Origin of the sequence: Sorangium sp. So ce145 (genome assembly GCF_051525985.1) — a bacterium.
GTDB classification, from domain to species: domain Bacteria; phylum Myxococcota_A; class Polyangia; order Polyangiales; family Polyangiaceae; genus Sorangium; species Sorangium cellulosum_B.
This window is the reverse complement of the sequence record NZ_CP150315.1, coordinates 4796276-4814640: the sequence shown is the minus strand read 5'-3', so window position 1 is coordinate 4814640 and position 18365 is coordinate 4796276. Positions and strand designations below refer to the sequence as shown.

Genomic DNA, 18365 nt, shown 5'->3' with positions numbered 1-18365 from the left:
AGGTCGCGCGCGCGTCATGCTGCACGATCGCGTGTCCTCCTCGCCGCGCGCTCTCCCGCTCTGCTCCGCGCTGCTCCTCGCGCTGCTCGCCGCCGGCTGCGGCGGCGCGGCCTCCCCGGGCGCCACCCCGCCGCAGGCCGCCCAGTGCGATCCCGCGCACCTCGACGCGTGCGAGCGCGCCGTCGCCGCGGCGCTCGCCGAGGGCCGGCCCCCGCGCGAGCTCGCCCTCGGCTACGTCGCGGCCCGCGCCGCCCGGGACGCCGACGACCCCTGGGCGCTCGTGCTCCGCGACCTCGGCCGGCGCGGCGGGACCGGGCCGCGGGCCGCGGTCATCGTCGAGGCGGGCGCGGAGGCCGCGGCCGCGGCGCGAGCGCCTGCGGGCCCGGCGGAGGCGAAATGGATCCGCGCCGCGCCGCTGCCGGCCCCCGGGGCCCTCGCCGCCGACGCGCTGCTCCTCGCGATCGGCGAGGCCCTCGGGTACGAGCACCTCGTCCACGCGCGCGCCCGCCACGGCGCCGTCCAGCTCTTTCCGGCCGATCCGCTCGCGCCGTTCATGGCCGGCCTCGCGCCGATCGCGCGCGGCGACGCGTCGCTCTCGCGGGTCGCGGACGACATCGCGCTCGCCGCGCTCGTCCGCCGCGCCTTCGGCGCCGCCGGCCGCTTCCGCTACGTCGAGGCCGCGGCCGCGGCCGACGCCCTCGCGGCCGCGGTGAAGGGGCGCGACCCGGACGACGAGCCGGTCCTGCGCGGCCGCTACGCGCTGCAGCTGCTCGCGACCGCCGGGGTCGCGCTGGAGGAGGCCGAGGACGACGCTCCCTTCGCGCCCTCGGCCGCCCGCCCAGGCCCGCCGCCCGCGCCGGGCGACACACCTTACGGCGACCTCCTCCGCGTGCGCACGGCCCGGGACGGCCGCGCCGCGTGGCGCGCCCGCGGCGCGGCCGTGCTGCGGGCCGCCCCCGCGGACCGGCGCGCCGCGCTCGACGACCTGCTCGGCAAGGCCCCCGGCTGCGGCCGGGACGTCGCGCCCCCCATGGAAGGCCCGCGCGACCTCGTGTTCGCCGCGGCGCTCGCCGGCGCCCTCGCCCCGGGCGACCCTTCCGCCGCGCCCGCGAGCGCCGCGGCGGCGCCGGGACGGCGCCTCCCGCTCGACGCGTGGCTGCCGCGCTACGAGGCGCTCGTCCGCGCCGTCGAGCAAACGAGCACCGCGTGGGCCCACGCGCCCGCCCTGCTCCACGAGCGCAGCCCCACGCCCGCCGCGAGCCAGGCAGGCAGCGCGGGCAGCGCCGTCCACCGCCGCGCCACCGAGCTCGGCCTCGCGCACCTCGCCGCGCTGCGCGCCCTCGCGGAGGCCGAGCCGCGCCGCTACCGCGCGCTCGCGCTGATCCCCCTCGCCTACAGCCCCGGGGTGCTCGCCGACGAGCTCCTCCGCGATGCCATCGTCGACCTCACGCAGATCGCCGTGCAGCGCCGCATGGCCGAGGCGCACGACCCGGAGGCCGTCCTCGGCGCGGCGCTCGCCGGCGTCTTCGCGGGCATGGCGTACCCGCCCGAGGTGCAGCCCCCGCACTTCCTCGCCCTGCAGGGCGCGCTCACCGCCAAGCTCCGCGGCGAGCTCACCGAGCAGGCCGGCTGGGGCGTCGCCGGCCTCTACGCCGCCGACGCGCTGTACCGGCTCGCCTCCGGCCAGGCGCCGGATCTCGCGTTCTCGTCCGCGCAGATCGAGCGCGCGCTCGCGCCCGCCCCGGCGCTGCCCTACCCCGGCCTCGCGGCGCTCGCCGCGAGCCTCTCCCGCTACGCCGCGCTCGGCGCCGCCGGCGCGCTGGATCCGCAGGCGACCGGCGCAGCCAGCCTCCCCCCGGAGCGCCGGCAGGCGCGCGACGCGCTCCGGCGCGCCGTCGCGGGGCTCGCGGTGCCCGAGGGCGCCGCCGGCGCGGCCGACGCCGCGGAGGCGCCCCCGCCCGAGCTCGTCGAGGACGTCGCCGCGCTGGCCGACGGCGTCCTCGCCGTGCTCCTCACCGAGCGCTCGCGCAAGCCGCCGCCGGCCGGGGTCGCCTGCGCCGCCGGGCGCGGGCCGAGCCCCGAGGCCCGCCGCGCCCTCGCGCGGCTCGGCGACGTCCGCCGGCGGATCCTGCTCGCGCCGCGGTACAGGCAGGGCGACGACCCGTGGGCGCGCCGGGCGCGGCTCCTCGTGACGCTCCTCTCCGACGCCATCGATCTCCTCTCGGCGCCGCCGCGCGCCGCCGGCGCGCCGGCGCGCGTCGCTCCGCCGCGCTTCACCCTCCCGGCCGCGGACGCCGAGGCAGCCGTCGCCGCGGGCCTCTCCGGCTGGGTCGACCATGACCTCGCCGACGCGCTCACCGGCGGCTACGCGCTCGCCCGCGCGCTCCTCGAGTCGTCCACCGCGGAGCGCTTCGCCGAGCGGAGCGGCGCCCCGCTCGGCCGGGTGCTCCGCGGGCTCTCCGCGGCGTTCCGCGACGATCCGGCGCGGCGCGGCGGCGCCGGACGAGGCCCCGCCGGCGGCGCGCTGCTCGACGCGCTCGCGTCGCTCCCCGCCGCGCGCGACGGCGGCGGCGATCTGCGGGGCCTGTTCGTCGGCTACGCCCGCGCGTTCTCCGCCCTCGGGCTGCGCGACCAGGCCGACCTCGCGCTGCTCGCCTCGCTCCTCGGCGCCGCCGTGCTGGGCGGGCCGCCGTCGCCGGACGCCATCGCGCTCGCGAACGACAGCGGCAGCCGGGTCGCCTGGGCGCTCTCGTACCTCGGCGAGATCGCGAAGGCCCGGGCCGGCATTGCCCCGGATCCGTCGGCCTATGCTGCCGCCATGAGCAAGGCGTCGGACGACGCCTGCCAGGCGGCCGACACCGGCGACGTGCTCGCCGTCGTCGGCGCCGTGCGCGACTTCGCCGGCGGCCGGCGCGCCGAGGCGCGCGACGCCCTCGACCGCGTCCTCGCCGCCGCCGACGCCCGCGGCCTGCGCGTGCCGCGCATGACCTACCGCTACGAGGAGAAGACGGCGACCCGCGTCTTCTCGCTCAGCTTCGACGTCTCGTACGGCGCCGGGCTCCTCGAAGGGGCGAACGGCTTCCAGCTCGGCCTCGGCCTCCGCACCCGCGGCGAGCCCGAGGGCTCCCTCGCCGCGGCGCTCGCGCCCGAGGGATCGCCCCGGAGCGACGAGGACGCGGCGCGCGCCTACGTCAGCGCCGCGGCGCTCGCGGCCGCCTACCACTTCCTCGACGGCGACGCCGAGCGCGGCACCGCCGCGGCGCGCCGCGCGATCGCCGCGCTCTCGTTCGGCCTCCGGCTCGGGCGGCGGGCGCTGCGCCCGGACCAGCCGCTCGCCTGGGGCCGTGACGCCCGCGCGCTGCTCGCGATCGACGCCCAGCTCGCGGCCGAGGCCGGTCACCCCTTCCTCGCCGGCGACCTCTGGACGCTCGTCCGCGGCCTCCTGCCGCCGGACGCGGGCGACGCCGCGATCGCGGCGCTCCTCGATCCGCTCCCGGCCGGCCTCGCCGCGGTCCACGGGCTCGACCCGCTCGTCGCGCGGACCGCGCGCTCGCTCGCCGCGGTCGCCAGGCCGCTCGCGTGCACCGAGGCCAGGGTCGAGCTCGGCGGCTACGAGGAGCCCGCCTGCGACGCCTACCCGCTCGCGCTCTCGCTGCGCATCGCCGACGTCCTCGGCAAGCTGCCACACCTCCAGCGACGGGCGCGCGCGGGCAGCGCGGCCGCGTGCCCTGCCCTGCGCAGCCTCGACGGCTTCCTCACGGCGGCGGAGCGGGGGACGTACGACCCCGACGCGTTCACGGCCGCCGTGGAGGCGCTGCGGCAGAGCGGCCGGCTCTACGACGCCGGCGTGATGCTGGCGCGGCAGCGCCGCGAGGGGCACTGCGGCCCGGTCGTGCTCGCCGCCGCGCGCGCGCTCGGCCGCGCTCCCTCGCTCGGCCCAGCGCTGCGCGCGGATCTGCTCAGCGTCGCGGTGCGCTGCGCGGCCGCGGCGCTCGACGCGAGCGTCGTCGACGACCTGATGGCGCTCGACGGCGAGACGCGCGCGCTCCCCGACCTCGGCCGCAACCTGAAGGTCGTGCTCTTCACGACGGAGCTCGCCGTGCGCGAGCAGCGCTGGGACGTCCTCTCACGGCTCTCGAAGCAGCCCGACTTCGTGGGTCGCTTCCGGGGCGAGGACGAAGGCGCGGCGGCGACCGCGCGCCTCATCGAGGCCGCGGCGGCCGTGCTCGCCGGCGAGCCTGCGCCGCGCGACGCCCCCGGAGACGGCGCGCGCGACGCGCCGTGCGGCGCGCCTCTCGCCGGCGATCGCGCCGCGCTGTGCGCCGAGATCCAGCGCCTGCGCCCGGGCGCGCTGCCCGAGCCGCAGCGCCGGCAGGCCGCGCGCGAGGCGCTCACGAACCTGCTCGCCGCCGCGCGCGGACAGGCGCGCTAGCCTGCCCGCTGCTCGGCGCCGAGCGCCTACTTCACGCTGGCGGGCTTCGTGTCGGCCGGCTTCGTGTCGGCGGGCTTCGCCGCGGCCGGCTTCGTGTCGGCGGGCTTCGCCGCGGCGGGCGCGGCGGGGGCAGGCGCGGCGGCGGCGGGCTGCGCTGCAGCCGGCGGCGCGGCCGCGGGCGCCGGTGCGGCAGGCGCGGCGGCGGGCTTCGCATCCGCCGGCTTGGCTGCGGCCGGCGGCGCGGCGGCGGCCTTCGGGTCCACCGGCTTCGCGTCGGAGGCCTTCACGGCGCCCTTCGGCGCTGTCGCGGGCACGCCGGCCGGCTTGAGGCCCTTGGTGGCGACCGCGGCGCAGGCGAGCTCGACGCCGGTGTCCTTGCCGTCGAGCCGCATGATCTTGATCTCGACGCGGCGGTTCTTCTCCTTCGCCTCCTCGGTCTCGCCCGGATCGGTCGCGCAGTGCGCCCCGTAGCCGGCGGCGCGCACGCGGTTCTTCTCGACCCCGAGCGCGGTGAGCGCCTTCACCACCGCCTCGGCGCGCTTCTTCGTGAGCGTCACGGTGGCGGCATCGTTGCCGACCTTCTCGGAGTAGGCCGCGACCTCGACGAACTGGATCTGCGGATGATCCTTGAGGATCTGCGCGACGTTCGCGAGGAGCCCCTGCGAGGCGGGCTCGAACTCGGGCTTGCCGGCGACAAAGGCGATCTTCTCGTTGAGCTTCACCTCGTTGCCGTCCAGCACGACCGGCGGGACGTCGGGACATCCGTCGTCGTCCTTGTAGCCGTTCTTGACCTCGGCCTCGGTCGGGCACTTGTCGGCATCGGCCACGAGGCCGTCTCCGTCCGGGTCGGTCGACTTGCAGCCGTCCTTGGCGTCGGGCGGCAGGCCGTCCTCTTTCTCGGCCACGCACTTGTCGGTGCCATCGTCGAGCACCCCGTCCGCGTCCGCGTCAGGGGGCGGCGCAGGCGGCGCAGGCGGCGGCGGCGCGGGCGGCGGTGCCGGCGCCTTCGCGGTCTGCTGCTGGGGCTCAACCGCGCAGCCGGCGCTCGCCGCGAGCAGCGACACTGCGAATGCCATTCCAAGCCATCTCGTCGTTCGCATCTCCTGGGCTCCTCTCCTTGGCGTCGTTGATGGCGCCGAGCGCCAGCGTGTTTAGACGACTACGCCCGAAACTGCGAGATGGATTCGTACGGCGGCGCGCGCCGCTCCCCCTCGACAGCGCGCCGGCCCCCCGCTCCGGAGGCGACGGCGAGCCGTCGAGTTCGGCTCGATCTCGGCGCGTCGTTCGCCCCTCGGCGCGAGCAGCTAGAGTTTCCCCGACGGGAAATCCACCTCGTCGATCTTCGATTTCGGCGCTGCTTTCCTCGACTTGAGCATCTGTTCCTTGAGCATCTGCTCCGCGGGCACCGACGAGGTGGGCTTCTGTGCGGGCGGCGGCGCCACCTTCGGGCGAGGCTTCGGCGCGGGGCGAGAGTTGCTCTCGTCCTTCCTGTCGAGCTTGTCGTTGACGGGCGCCGGGGCCTTCTCCGTCGGCGCGCGGAGCGCCTCGAGCGCGCGCTCGCGCGCCGCGGCGATCTCCGGCGCGTCGCGGCCCGCCGGGTCGAGCCGATCCGCCTCGTCGAGCTGGTCCAGGCACCGGCGGAAGGCCGCCTCGTCGCAGGCGCGCAGCGCCTCGGCCCGCAGCGACCGCGCGCGCTCCAGCGCGTCGAGCGGCGAGGGCGGCGCGATGGGCGGCGAGGGCCCGTCGGGCGGCGCGCTCGGTTGCGGCTCGGGCAAGGGCGCGATCACCGGCGCCTCGCTCGTCGACCGCAGGAGCCTGGCGACGACGAACGCGAGGATGGCCAGCGCCGCGACCGCGGCGAGCTCGGCCATCCAGCGCTCCTTCATCCATCGCCGCATCCGCGACACGCGCTGCCGCACGCGGGCGGCGGGCACTTGCTCGTCGGCAGCGATGCTCTCGAGCTTCTCGCCTTCCCCTTCGCGGGCCATCCACGACAGCGTCTGCCGGGCGTCGCGGCTCGCGGAGGCCTGCTCTTCCGCCCAGCGCGCCAGCTCGCGCGCCTCGACGGGCGGCGGTCCGACCGGCAGATCGGGCAGCTCCGTCGCGGCCTCCCGCGCCGAGCGCCGGTGGTGGTCGGCCACCTTGTGGCGCGCGATCCCGAGGAGCCAGCGCCGGAGCTCCGTCGGGTCGGCCGGGCGCCCCTGCGACGCGAGCGCGTCGCAGAGGACCGTCTGCACCACGTCGTCGACCTCGCCGCTCGGGACGCGCCGCCGCACGAAATCCTCGAGGGCTCGGCGGAGCCCCGGCTCTGCCAGGGGGTTCGTCGCGGGGGTGCGGTCCTCGGTGGTCATCGGCGTGCTCATCGACCGTGCATCGCGCCGCGGCCGCGGAGTGTGACGCGCCCGATCGAGAATACTGCAGGCCCCGGCCGGGCGTCACACTCTCCAGCCCGGCGCCGACGGTCGGGCATGCTCCTCAGGCCCCCTCTCGTCGTCGCCGCGGCGTTGCTCGCCGCTTCCCTCACCCACACGGTCCCCTCCCTGACCGCCGCCCAGGGCGGCGGCCCGCCGGTCACCGAGATCCGGATCGACAAGAGCGAGCACACGCTCGATCTCGTCGCGGGGGGCAAGATCGTCCGGTCCTACCGGGTCGCGCTCGGGCCGGGCGGGCCGGGGCCGAAGCGCTACGAGGGCGACAGGCGCACCCCCGTCGGCACGTACCGCGTCGCGGGCCGCATCAACGGCCTGTTCCATCGGTTCCTGATCGTCAGCTACCCGAACGAGGAAGATCGCGCGCGCTTCGCCGAGCTCAAGCGGCGCGGCGAGGTCCCGCCGGGCCGCGGCGTCGGGCACAGCATCGGCATCCACGGCGTCGGCAGCGCGCAGCTCGCCGGCGTGCACAAGGAGAGCGACTGGACGCTCGGCTGCATCGCCCTCGACGACGACGAGATTGACGAGATCGCGCGGCGAACGCCGGACGGCGCCAAGATCGTGATCACCGACTGAACGGGCGGTGCTAGGGTAGCCGGTCAAATCGACGGGCTGTCCGTCGAGGATGAGAGCGCGACGGCGAGGCCGGCGCCGCCCTCGCGCCTGCCCTGGAGATCGTGCATGTCTCGCCGTTACTGGCTGATGAAGAGCGAACCTCAGAAATATTCGTTCGCGCAGCTCGTGCGCGACGGCCAGACGATGTGGGACGGCGTCCGGAACTTCGAGGCCCGCAACAACATGCGGGCCATGAAGCAGGGGGATCTCGTGCTCTTCTATCACTCGAGCGAGGGCAAGGCCGTCGCGGGCGTGGCGCGCGTCAAGCGCGAAGCGTACCCGGATCCGACGGCCGACGCCGACGAGGACTGGAGCGTGGTGGACATCGAGCCGGTCGCGCCGCTCAAGGCGCAGGTGAGCCTCGACACGATCCGCGGCGACGAGTCGCTGGCCGAGATCTCGCTCTTGAAGCGGTCGCGGCTCAGCGTGGTGCCCGTCTCGAAGGAGCACTTCGATCGGGTGCTGAAGCTGGGCAAGACCAAGATCGCTTGACGCGCGGGCCCGGGGAAACGACTAATCCCGTCGTGAACCTCCGCCCTGGAGCCCGACCCCTCGCCGTCTTTTTCCTCGGCAGCTTCCTCGCCAGCGCCGCGTGCGGCGGCCCGCCCACCCCGTCCCCGATCGAGGGGGAGCCGATCTGCCCCGATTTCGAGATCGGCGCGACGCGCGCGCAGATGCGCGGGAGCCTTCGCTTCCCGGTCACGCTGACGGTGCGCGAGGGCAAGGAGCCGATCACCCGGACGACGCTCACCGGGCGCCGGTCCAAGGACGATCCGCCGAGCCGGATCCTGCTCTCCGACGAGGACGCCGAGTACGAGATCGAGTGGGCCCAGTGCGAGAACCAGCGCGCGCCCCGGACGCGCGTGGTGGTGCGCGAGTCGAAGGACGCCGCGGAGTACGCGTGCGGCAACGCGACCGTGTACAAGACCGACAAGCTCGTCACCCGGAAGGGCGACGCCGCGTCGCGCACGGTCCACTTCGCGGCGCCCCCGAAGTCGGAGTGCTGGGAGAGCGAGGTCCCCCCGGCGCCCCCGCCGCCCGCGCCCCCCGCGCCCCCCGACCAGCCGCCGCCGGACGCGGGTGCCGAGGCCGACGCGGGCGCCGCGCCGGTGGACGCGGGCGCGCCCCGCGACGGGGGCTCAGGCGGCGCTGCGAAGCCTCGCCGCACGGGGGCCGCGGACGCCGGCACGACCCCGCCGAGCCCCTAGTTCCGCCCGCCGGAGGTCCGGCCCGGGATCCGGAGAGAGATTTCGACGCAAAGCCGCAAAGCCGCAAAGCCGCAAAAAAAAGAACAGATTTTTATATTTCGCGTCTTTGCGCTCTTGGCATCTTTGCGTCGAATCTAGCTTCGTTTGCGGGGCAGATCCCTGGCGGGATCTGTGGCACGCGGCGCCAGAGCCTGTTCGTATACCTCATGAGGCGATCGGTCCGCGGGCTTGGCCGCCGGCGACACCCTAGCTGCCTTGGCCCGTGCGCGACGCGAGCAAGGCCTCACAGCCCCCCTCCGATCGCGCGAGGCCCCCGGGAGAGGCGTCGTAAGGGAGCGGGCTCGACACGGGAGGCACGCCGGGCGCCCATCCCTGGAGGCAATGACGTCGAGAGCCGGCCACGAGCTCCCTGTAGTGCTGCTTTTTCGCCCCGCGATGCGGGCGATCTCGTGACCGATCAGGCGGCGCACGAGATCGTCGTTGCGCATCCCGAACACCGCATCATGGTCAGCGGGGCCGTGGGAGCGCTCGCCGGCCCGGCGCGCCTCCGCGGTCGCCTGGACCTCGGCGGCGCGCCATCGCCGCGCCGCACACGACCGCTGTTCTCCGGGGATCCCGTTCCCTAGAACGTGGTCCACCGGCGCTTTCACCCCGGCGCTTCCACCGTCCTTCCAACGTCCCTCTCCGCCCCGGATCCACACACCGTCTCATGTCCGCTCCGCCCATGCCGCCGCCTCAGGCGCCCCGCCCGTTTCCTTCCCCTGATTCCCCTGATTCACACCAAAGCTCCGGTGAAGCTCCCCGCGAGCCCTCTCCCCGCCTCGCGCCGCCCTCGTCGCGCGGCGGCGGGCTCGCATCGCGCCTCGCCGAGCTCCAGGTGAAGCGGCCGGCGCTGCCGCTGCTCGCGACCGGGATCCTCACCGTCATCGCCCTCTTCCTGGCGACGCGGCTCCATGTGCTGACCGGGTTCGAGTCGCTGCTGCCGGCGTCGCGGCCCAGCGTGCAGGAGCTCGACCGGGTCGCCGCGAAGACGGCCGGCGTCTCCACGCTCTTCGTCGTGCTCCAGGGCGGCGAGGGCACGCCCACGGCCGCGCTCCAGCGGGCCGCGGACGCGCTCGTCCCGGAGATCGAGAAGATCGGCCCCCCGTGGGTCGGCAGCGTCGAGGACGGGGTGCACGAGGCCTACCGCTTCCTCGCGCCGCGCGCCGGGCTCTACGTCGACCGCGACAGGCTCACGAAGCTCAGGGACGACATCGAGGCGCGTTACGCCTACGAGGTCAACAAGGCGACGGGCGCGCTGCTCGACGACGACGAGCCGCCCCCCGAGGTGAGCGCCAGCTCGATCGAGCAGAGCCTCGGCCTCCAGGGGGTCGACACGGGGCGCTACCCCGACGGCTACTACCAGTCGAAGGACGGCAAGACCGTCGTCGTCGCCATCCGCTCGAAGGTGATGGCCAGCGATTTCGCCGCCGGCTCCGAGGCGATCCGGCGCGTGAGCGAGATCGTCGAGCGCGTGCGCCCCGCCTCGTTCGACCCGGGGATCACCTACGGCCTCGCCGGCGATCTTCAGACCGGCATCGCCGAGTACGCGGCGATCAACGAGGACCTGACCGACGTCGGCGTCTCGGGCGCGGTGCTCATCGCCGCTGTCGTGTTCCTCTACTACCTGCGCCTGCGCACGCTCGTCGCCATGCTGATCACGATCGGCATCGGCGTCGCCTGGACGTTCGGCGCCACGCAGCTCGCGCTCGGCCACCTCAACATGGCGACCGGGTTCCTCTTCTCGATCGTCGCCGGCAACGGGATCAACTTCGGGATCATCTACATGGCGCGCTACCTCGAGGCGCGCCGCGGCGGCGCGAGCCTGCTCGAGGGCGTGCGCGTCGCCCACCGCGAGACCTGGCTGCCCACGCTCACGGCCGGCTGCGCGGCCGCGGCCGCCTACGGCTCGCTGCTCGTCACCGAGTTCCGCGGCTTCCACGACTTCGGCCTCATCGGCAGCGCCGGCATGGTGCTCTGCTGGGTCGCCACGTTCGTCGCGCTGCCGAGCATCCTCGCGGTGATGGACCGGATCGTCCCCCACGAGCAGGAGTCGCAGGGCCTGCTCGGCAGGCTGCGGCGGCGCGCCCAGGGCGGCGTCGCGTTCGGCGCGCCGTTCGCGCGGCTAGCGTCTCGCAGCCCGGTCACGCTCACGCTCGCGGGCCTCGCCCTCGCCGCGGCCGGCCTCGTCGCCACGGTGAGCTACGTGCGCGCCGATCCGATGGAGTACAACCTCCAGAACCTCCGCAACGACGAAGGGGCCCGCGCGGCGCAGATCCGCCTGAGCTCGCTCGCGGAGGAGATCACCGGCTACGTCGGCACCGACGGCATGGCGATCCTCGTGGACCGGCCCGAGCAGGTCGAGCCGCTCCGCGCAGCGCTCTACGCGAGGCGTGACGCGGCGCCCGAGGGCGCGAAGCCGTTCAAGGAGATCTACGCCCTCCAGGATCTGGTCCCGCGGGATCAGGAGGCGAAGCTCCCGCTGCTCCAGGAGATCAAGGATCGCGTCCTCAGGGCCCGGAAGCGCGGCCTCGTGGGGGACGAGGACTGGCGCCGCATCCAGGCGGTCATCCCGCCGGACGATCTCGCGCCGTTCGGGATCGACGATCTGCCGGCGGGCGTGGCGCGCGCCTTCACCGAGACCGACGGGACGCGCGGGCGCATCGTGTACATCAGCCCGATCACGCCCGAGAGCGTGCACGACGCGCACTACCTCTTCCGGTGGGCGGACGCGTACCGCGAGACGCGGCTCCCCGACGGCAGCGTCGTGCGCGGCTCGGGGCGCGCGGTCATCTACGCGGACATGTGGGCGGCGGTCATCGACGACGTGCCGCCGGCGGTGCTGTTCTCGCTGGCGGCGACGGTCCTCGTCGTGCTCGTCGCCTTCCGCGGCGGCCGCCCGGCGTTCGCGGTGCTCGGCGCGCTGCTCGTCGGCGTCTCGTGGATGGCGGGGTTGCTCGTGCTGATGAACGTGAAGCTCAACTTCCTGAACTTCATCGCCTTGCCGCTGACGTTCGGCATCGGCGTCGACTACGCCGTGAACATCGTGCAGCGGTACGCGCGGGAGGGCGCCGGCGGCGCGCTGACCGCGGTGCGCGAGACGGGCGGCGCCGTGATCCTCTGCAGCCTCACGACGGCGCTGGGCTACCTGGCCCTGATCCGCTCGCAGAACTACGCGGTGCGGAGCCTGGGCGTCGCCGCGGTCATCGGCGAGCTCGCGTGCCTCTTCGCGGCCGTGCTGGTCTTGCCTGCGGCGCTCGTCTGGCGCGACCGGCGGCGCCCGAAGGGCGAGGAGGCCTTCGTCGCGGTCGGCCGCCCCACGACCTGAGGGCGTCCCGACGGGCTCGATCCGTTACGGACCCCCCGGCGGCGGGCCCCTCGCGCTCACTCGATCCGTTGGAGACCCCCGGCGGCAGGCCCCTCACGCTCACTCGATCCGTTGGAGACCCCCGGCGGCGGGCCCCTCGCGCTCACTCGATCCGTTGGAGACCCCCGGCGGCGGGCCCCTCGCGCTCACTCGATCCGTTGGAGACCCCCGGCGGCGGGCCCCTCGCGCTCACTCGATCCGTTGGAGACCCCCGGCGGCAGGCCCCTCGCGCTCACTCGATCCCTTGAAAGCCCCCGGCGACGGCCCCTCCCAACGGTTGCGATCCGTTGAAGACCCCCGGCGGCAGGCCCCTCCCAACGGTTGCGATCCGTTGAAGACCCCCGGCGCCGCCCCTCCGGCGGTTGCCATCGGGCGCCGGCCCGCTGCTGCCATCCCTCGCGGAGCCGTGGGGCTCCACCTCGGCCCCGCGCGCGCGGCCGAGGCCGCTGTGCATCACACGGAGCGGCGGCGGTTCGCGAAGTGCTCCTTGATGGCGACGATCTCCTTCGCGGTGAGGGCCGCGACCGACGGGACGACCTTCTCAGGCTCATGGCCCGGCGCGACGCCGAACTCCCGGGGCCACTCGAGGAACGTCTTGCCCGGCTCGGTCGTGATCCGGCGGAGCCGGTAGGTCGCGATGTACCCCTCGATGCCCAGAACCTGCCCGAGCAGCCGGTACGTGACGGAGTGCTCGGTCTCGGATCGCGCGACCACCTCCTCCACGGCCTTGTCTCCCGACGGGTGGAGCGTGAACTCGAAGCGCGACGGGATCTTCTCCGCCGAGCCGCCGTCCACGTAACGGTACTCCTTGACGCCGTCACCGAAGACGATCGGCAGGAGCGCGACGATATCGCGGAGCTCTCTCCATGCCTCCTCGATGGGCGCGTCGAGCACCGCTGAATCGTAGACGTGATATCGGGCTGCGAGCATCGATGGTCCTCCCGGCGGTGTCGCACGAGCGCGACGTCCTCCCGCGCAGCGGCCGATGCTACCAGATCGTCCCGCGCCGCCGCGACCGCTCGCCCGTCACAACGGCGCGCGCAGATCCGCGCAGCAGCGGACGCCGGTCGAGTAGTCGAAGTACGTGAAGTCGTGCGACGCGACGCGCGCCATGCACCCCTCCCGGGTCGCGCGCGCGTAGAACCCGCCGACGAACGTCCCCTCCGGATCGTCGATCCACTCGTCCAGGTTGCCGACCATGTCGGCGATCGCGTCGTCCTCCCACGCGCTCGCGCACGTCGCGGTCTCGCCCGTCCGCCGCAAGAGCGGCGCCCCGGCGACGCGCACCAGGTTGAGCCGAGGGTCGCTGTGCCCGAGCGACACGTCGCGGTGGAGCACGCCGGCCGGGTGGTGCTCGCGGAACACGTTGCACCGCCCGTCCGCGTAAGTCGGCCCGTACGGGAACTGCTCGTCCCGCTCGCCGCGGCACGCCGTCCGCCACTCGTCGAGCGAGCAGAGCCGCTTGCCCGCGTTCCGGCACGCGAGCTCCGCCTGCGCGCCGGTCGTGTAGCCCTGCGGGAGCACGCCCCTGCGCGACACCGCGCGCGGCTCGAACTCGCGCTGCTTCTGCCAGCCGGGCAGGAGCGGCAGCTCCATGCGGCGCGCCTCGTCGTCCCCGAGCTGTAGCCGCATCTTCGACCACACGCGCTCGACGGACGCGGCCGCCTGGCGCGACGGAGGATAGAACGCCGAGATCTCGAGCCCCGTCTCCTTGTCGAGCAGCACCGCCTCGTAGCGATCGACGCAGAACCGGCGCGCGACCCGCACCATCTCCGGCGGACAGCGCGGCTCCGCCGGCGGCGCGAGCGCCCTCGGCCCCGGAGGCGCCCCCACGAGCGGCGGCGCCACGTCCGGTGTCCCGGCCCCGGCGTCCGCGGCGCTCGGCCCCGCGTCCGCCGCGCTCGGCCCCGCGTCCGCCGCGCCGCGCTCCGGCTCCGAGCGGCAGCCCGCGAGCCCCGTCCACGCGAGCGCCGCGGCGCCGACGTAGGCGAGCGCCGCGGCCGCGAGGCGGCCGCCGGCGCGAGGCCGCGTGAGGCCCTCCGCGGAGCGCGCCGGCATCAGGTCAGCGGATCGCGCCGGCATACGGGTCGATGGACGCGGGCTCGCGGCAGAAGAAGCGGCGGAGCACGAGGTAGTGATGGATCGGCAGCAGCCGCGTCTCCTCCTTCATCGACAGCCCCATCCGGCTGATCTCGGCGCCCGGGAACGGCGTCTTCGGATAGCAGCGGACGATCCCGGAGAGCGCCTCGTACTCGTCGAGCAGCCCGAGCACGTGCCCCACCTCGTGGGCGAGCACGGGCAGCGACCAGCCGGCCCGCATCGCGCTGAAGTACGGCGTCCTGCCGCACGTCGGCGAGAGCGGCACCGCGAGGTCGACCCGGAGCGCCCGCGCGCGCGCCTCGTCCGCCAGCACGAAGTCGAAGTCGTAGCGCACCGGCAGCCCGAAGGCGCGCGCGTCGCGGTTCCAGTACCCCTCGGCCTCGTCCGACCAGCGCGCGAGCAGCGCGCGGATCGCGGCCGGCGTCGCCCTCGCCGTGAACACGCCGGACCCCGGGCAAGCGTCCGTCGATCCCGAGCGCGCGTACGGCGTCCCGCGGCACGCGATCGCGCCCCCGAGCCGGGCGGAGAGCCCGCAGTCGGGCAGATCGAGCCAGCCCGCGCCCTCCGGCGGGTCGACCGCGATCCGCACGCCGACCTCCCAGGCGCCGCCGCGCCGCCGCACGAGGTAGCTCATCGGGCCGAAGAAGAGGCCGTAGTGCGGCATCACCCCGGCGATCCGCCGCTCCCCCTCCGGCACGTCGCCGCGCGCGCCGGAAAAGACGCGGCGCGGAGCCGGCTGGCACAGGTACGCGTCCTTCGCGATCGCGTCGGCCAGGATGTCCCGGAACGTCGCTTCCCGCCCTTCGAGGACCGCGCCGCTCATCGCCTCGAGCTCGGCGGCGATCGCTTCGACCGGGAGCTCGCGCCCGGAGGCCGCATCACCCGCCGCGCCGCCCGGCGCGCCGATCCCCGCGCGCGGAGCCCCGCCGCAGCCGGCCGCCCCCAGCGAGAGCGCCGCGAGCACCGGGAGCGCCCCGCGGCGCGGGTGGACGAGGATGCGCCACGGCGCCGGCGCGCCGCGCTGGACGCTTTGTCTTGCGCCTGCCGTCCGAAGCGAGTTACGTCGTGCATGGAACGCTGCACGCTGGCCGCGCGCCCCAGCCGCAGAGGCTACGCCGCCGGACGCCGTGCACGCAGGGGGGGCTCGCGTGGGCGTGGAGATCAACCCCGCTCACTTACGGGGAGTTGAATGAAGAATCAACGCGTCCGAAGTGAAACCGTGGAACCGGCCGGGCGTAGTGACGCGTAGCCGATGGGCTCGGCGCGGTCGAGAGGCCGGCGAGACCCGACGGGCTCCAGCGTGCGGGCGCGCCATGCTGGCGAGGCGCGCGGTGGGCTCGATGATCGCGACGAAGACGAGCGTGGAGGATCAGATGACGATCGACATGGGCAAGACGTTGGCGTTGACGGCGGTGTCGGGCATGGTGGCGGGCCTCGCGGGCTGCGCCTCGTCGCCTCCGCCCGCGCCCGAGACGGGCGCCGCCCCCGCGGCCGACGCGCCTCCGGCCGCGGCGCCGGAGAACGCCGCGAAGGCGTGCTGTGCCGGCAAGAACGAGTGCAAGGGCAAGGGCGGCTGCAAGAGCGACAGCCACGCGTGTTCCGGCCAGAACGAGTGCAAGGGCAAGGGCGGCTGCAAGCCGGCCGACTGCTCGTCGTAGCTCGGCGCGCCCGACCCGGCGGAGTCCGGCGGATCCACGCGGATCCGCCCGACCCGCTGGGCCGTCGGGCCATGCTGCGCGGATCCGCCGGATCCGCTGGCTCGTGAGGCGCCACGGCGCACCCCTCCACCCCTGAGCAAGGCTCGCGGTGAACCATGGTGAACCCCGAACGGATGCGGCTGGGACTCCCCGACCTCGGCGTCGGCGTCGGGCTGCGCATCCCGCACTACCGGCACATCTTCGAGCACCGGCCCCGGGTCGACTGGTTCGAGATCATCAGCGAGAACTTCATGGTCGACGGCGGCATGCCGATCGCCAACCTCGAGCGCGTCCTCTCGAGCTACCGCCTCGTCCAGCACGGCGTCTCGCTGTCGATCGGCAGCACGGATCCGCTCGATTTCGACTACCTGCGCCGGCTGAAGGCGCTGCTCGCCAGGGTGGGCTCGCCCTGGGTGAGCGATCACCTGTGCTGGACGGGCGCGCACGGGATCAACCTGCACGACCTGCTCCCCTTGCCGTACACCGAAGAGGCCGTGCGGCACGTCGCGGCGCGGGCGCGGGTGGTGCAGGACTTCCTCGAGGTCCGGCTCGCCCTCGAGAACGTGTCGAGCTACCTGACCTTCACGGCCAGCCGGATGAGCGAGTGGGCGTTCCTCTCGGCGATCGCGGAGGAGGCCGACTGCGGCATCCTGCTCGACGTCAACAACGTCTACGTCTCCTCGTACAACCACGGCTTCGATCCGGAGGCCTACATCGACGGCGTGCCGCACCACCGGATCGTGCAGTTCCACCTCGCCGGCCACACGCATCAGGGCGCGTACATCCTCGACACCCACAGCGATCACGTGGTCGACGCCGTGTGGGCGCTCTACCGGCGCGCTGTCGCCCGCGCCGGCGATGTCTCGACGCTGATCGAGTGGGACGACGACATCCCCTCGTTCGAGGTCCTCGCCGCCGAGGCGGAGAAGGCGCGGGCGATCCGGCAGGAGGTGGCGCGTGCGCGCGCCGCTTGACCCCGCGCCCCCGGCCGGCCTCGCCGCCCTGATGCGCCAGCTCACCCGCATGTTCACGGCGGGCGCGCCGCTCCCGGACGACGCCGAGCTGGCCGGCCTGTGCCGCGAGCACGTCGCCGGGAGCCAGCGGCTCGCGCCCGCCGAGCAGGCCGACATCTACCGGCGGCAGTTCTGGCTGCGGCACAGGGACGCGCTCCGCGAGGACTACCCCGCGCTGGCGCACGTCCTCGGCGACGACGGCTTCGACGCGTTCGCGAGGGCCTACCTCGCGGCGCACCCGCCCGCGAGCTTCACGCTGCGCGACCTCGGGCGGTACGTCGCCGATTTCGCGGGCGCGCACGAGGGGTTCCCCCCTGCCCTGCGGGATCTCGCGCGCGACGTGGCGCGGTACGAGCACGCCCTCGTCGATCTGTTCGACGGCGCCTCGCCCCCTCCGCTCGATCCGGCGAAGGTGACGGGCATGCCGGCGGACGGCTGGTCCACCGCCAGGATCGTCCTTCACCCGCTGCTCGCGCTGGTGCGGCTCGACCACCCGGCGCACGTCCTCCGGAGCGAGCTCAAGCAGGGCCGGTCGCCCGCGCTGCCCGCGCCCCGCCCCGTCCGCCTCGCCGTGTTCCGCGGCGCCGATCTCACGATCCGCTTCGAGGAGCTCGAGCCGCCGGCGTTCGCCCTCCTCGAGGCGCTCGGGCGGGGCGTGCCGCTCGTCCCGGCGTGTGAAGAGGTGGCGGCCGGAGCCCACGGAGCGGGAGCGGAGGCCTCCAGCGAGGCGACGGGCGCCGGAGAGGGGGCGGGCGCGGCGCTGGCCGAGCGCGTCGGCGCGTGGTTCCAGCGATGGACGAGCTGGGGGCTCATCGTCGACGTCGTGCCGGGCGCCCGCGCGGAAGGCGGCTAAGATGGCGCGGTGACCACCATCGTCCAGCGCACGCTCGAGATCCGCACGAACGGCCGGGGTTTCGTCGATATCACGCGCGAGGTCGCGCGCGTCGTCGCCGGCGCGGGCGTCGACGTCGGGCTCTGCGCCGTGTTCCTGCAGCACACGTCCGCGAGCCTCATCCTCCAGGAAAACGCCGATCCGGCCGTCCTCCGCGATCTGGAGCGCTGGATGTCGCGCCTCGCCCCGGAGGGCCGCGAGTACGAGCACGACGACGAGGGCCCCGACGACATGCCGGGCCACCTCAGGAGCGCCATCACCCGCTCGAGCGAGGTGATCCCGATCTCCGGCGGCCGCCTGGGGCTCGGGACCTGGCAGGCCCTGTATGTCTGGGAGCACCGTAGTTCTCCCCACGTGCGCCGCGTGGTAGTGACCGTGACCGGCACCACAGCCGGGGGTTGAGTGGTATACTTTGCGGCGTTCGCGTACGAACGCGCAGCGGACGAGCGCTGGATGAGCGCTGGATGAGCTCGGCGCCCCTCGGGGTCGCTTGCCCGCCGCGTACGGCAGGGCCTGCTCGGTCGCCAGCGCGCCACGCGATCCCCTCACCTTTCAGCGGAACCAGCGGGAAGA

14 protein-coding genes are annotated in these 18365 nt (G+C 74.9%); 9 read left to right on the top strand and 5 right to left on the bottom strand.

Annotated elements, in window-relative coordinates; genetic code table 11:
- Positions 1-16: 16 nt before the first annotated feature.
- Positions 17-4432, top strand: a complete 4416-nt coding sequence (locus WMF34_RS17820) for a hypothetical protein (protein ID WP_437993999.1) — start codon at positions 17-19, stop codon at positions 4430-4432.
- Positions 4433-4458: 26 nt separating this feature from the next.
- On the opposite strand, the gene WMF34_RS17815 is transcribed toward WMF34_RS17820, so the two are convergent.
- A complete protein-coding gene (locus WMF34_RS17815; RefSeq protein WP_437993998.1) occupies positions 4459-5508 on the bottom strand; it encodes an OmpA family protein in 1050 nt (349 codons plus the stop codon).
- A gap of 228 nt (positions 5509-5736) precedes the next feature.
- On the bottom strand, positions 5737-6783 hold the full coding sequence (locus tag WMF34_RS17810) for an RNA polymerase sigma factor (protein ID WP_437993997.1): 1047 nt from the start codon (positions 6781-6783) through the stop codon (positions 5737-5739).
- A gap of 117 nt (positions 6784-6900) precedes the next feature.
- On the opposite strand from WMF34_RS17810, the gene WMF34_RS17805 reads away from it, so the two are divergent.
- From WMF34_RS17805 to WMF34_RS17790, 4 genes are all read left to right on the top strand, one after another.
- The gene (locus WMF34_RS17805) at positions 6901-7437 is read left to right on the top strand and encodes a L,D-transpeptidase family protein (RefSeq protein ID WP_012236072.1); all 537 of its coding nucleotides are present in this window, start codon (positions 6901-6903) and stop codon (positions 7435-7437) included.
- Between the two features lie 126 nt (positions 7438-7563).
- On the top strand, positions 7564-7968 hold the full coding sequence (locus WMF34_RS17800; RefSeq protein WP_044965153.1) for an EVE domain-containing protein: 405 nt from the start codon (positions 7564-7566) through the stop codon (positions 7966-7968).
- 32 nt (positions 7969-8000) lie between these two features.
- Positions 8001-8684 (top strand): hypothetical protein, encoded by a 684-nt coding sequence (locus tag WMF34_RS17795; RefSeq protein WP_437993996.1) that lies wholly within the window; start codon positions 8001-8003, stop codon positions 8682-8684.
- A gap of 877 nt (positions 8685-9561) precedes the next feature.
- Positions 9562-12051 carry an efflux RND transporter permease subunit gene (locus tag WMF34_RS17790; protein WP_012236070.1) on the top strand — a complete coding sequence of 830 codons (2490 nt, stop codon included), beginning with the start codon at positions 9562-9564 and terminating at the stop codon, positions 12049-12051.
- 492 nt (positions 12052-12543) lie between these two features.
- On the opposite strand, the gene WMF34_RS17785 is transcribed toward WMF34_RS17790, so the two are convergent.
- The 3 genes from WMF34_RS17785 to WMF34_RS17775 form a co-directional block, all read right to left on the bottom strand.
- Positions 12544-13020: an SRPBCC family protein gene (locus WMF34_RS17785; RefSeq protein WP_437993995.1), complete on the bottom strand. Its 477-nt coding sequence runs from the start codon at positions 13018-13020 to the stop codon at positions 12544-12546.
- Between the two features lie 96 nt (positions 13021-13116).
- Positions 13117-14148, bottom strand: a complete 1032-nt coding sequence (locus WMF34_RS17780) for a hypothetical protein (RefSeq protein ID WP_437993994.1) — start codon at positions 14146-14148, stop codon at positions 13117-13119.
- 4 nt (positions 14149-14152) lie between these two features.
- Complete coding sequence (locus WMF34_RS17775; protein ID WP_437993993.1) at positions 14153-15154, bottom strand: hypothetical protein; 1002 nt, start codon at positions 15152-15154, stop codon at positions 14153-14155.
- A gap of 376 nt (positions 15155-15530) precedes the next feature.
- Here WMF34_RS17775 and WMF34_RS17770 point away from each other — a divergent pair, with 376 nt between their 5' ends.
- From WMF34_RS17770 to WMF34_RS17755, 4 genes are all read left to right on the top strand, one after another.
- Positions 15531-15848, top strand: coding sequence for a hypothetical protein (locus WMF34_RS17770; protein WP_231865045.1), 318 nt, complete (start codon positions 15531-15533; stop codon positions 15846-15848).
- A 155-nt stretch (positions 15849-16003) separates the two neighbouring features.
- Entirely contained in the window at positions 16004-16861 is an 858-nt protein-coding gene (gene bufB, locus WMF34_RS17765) for an MNIO family bufferin maturase (RefSeq protein ID WP_197539383.1), read from the top strand.
- Complete coding sequence (locus tag WMF34_RS17760; RefSeq protein WP_437993992.1) at positions 16845-17753, top strand: HvfC/BufC family peptide modification chaperone; 909 nt, start codon at positions 16845-16847, stop codon at positions 17751-17753. The genes bufB and WMF34_RS17760 overlap by 17 nt, the downstream gene beginning before the upstream one ends.
- Before the next feature lie 9 nt (positions 17754-17762).
- On the top strand, positions 17763-18194 hold the full coding sequence (locus WMF34_RS17755; protein WP_012236063.1) for a secondary thiamine-phosphate synthase enzyme YjbQ: 432 nt from the start codon (positions 17763-17765) through the stop codon (positions 18192-18194).
- Positions 18195-18365: the final 171 nt, after the last annotated feature.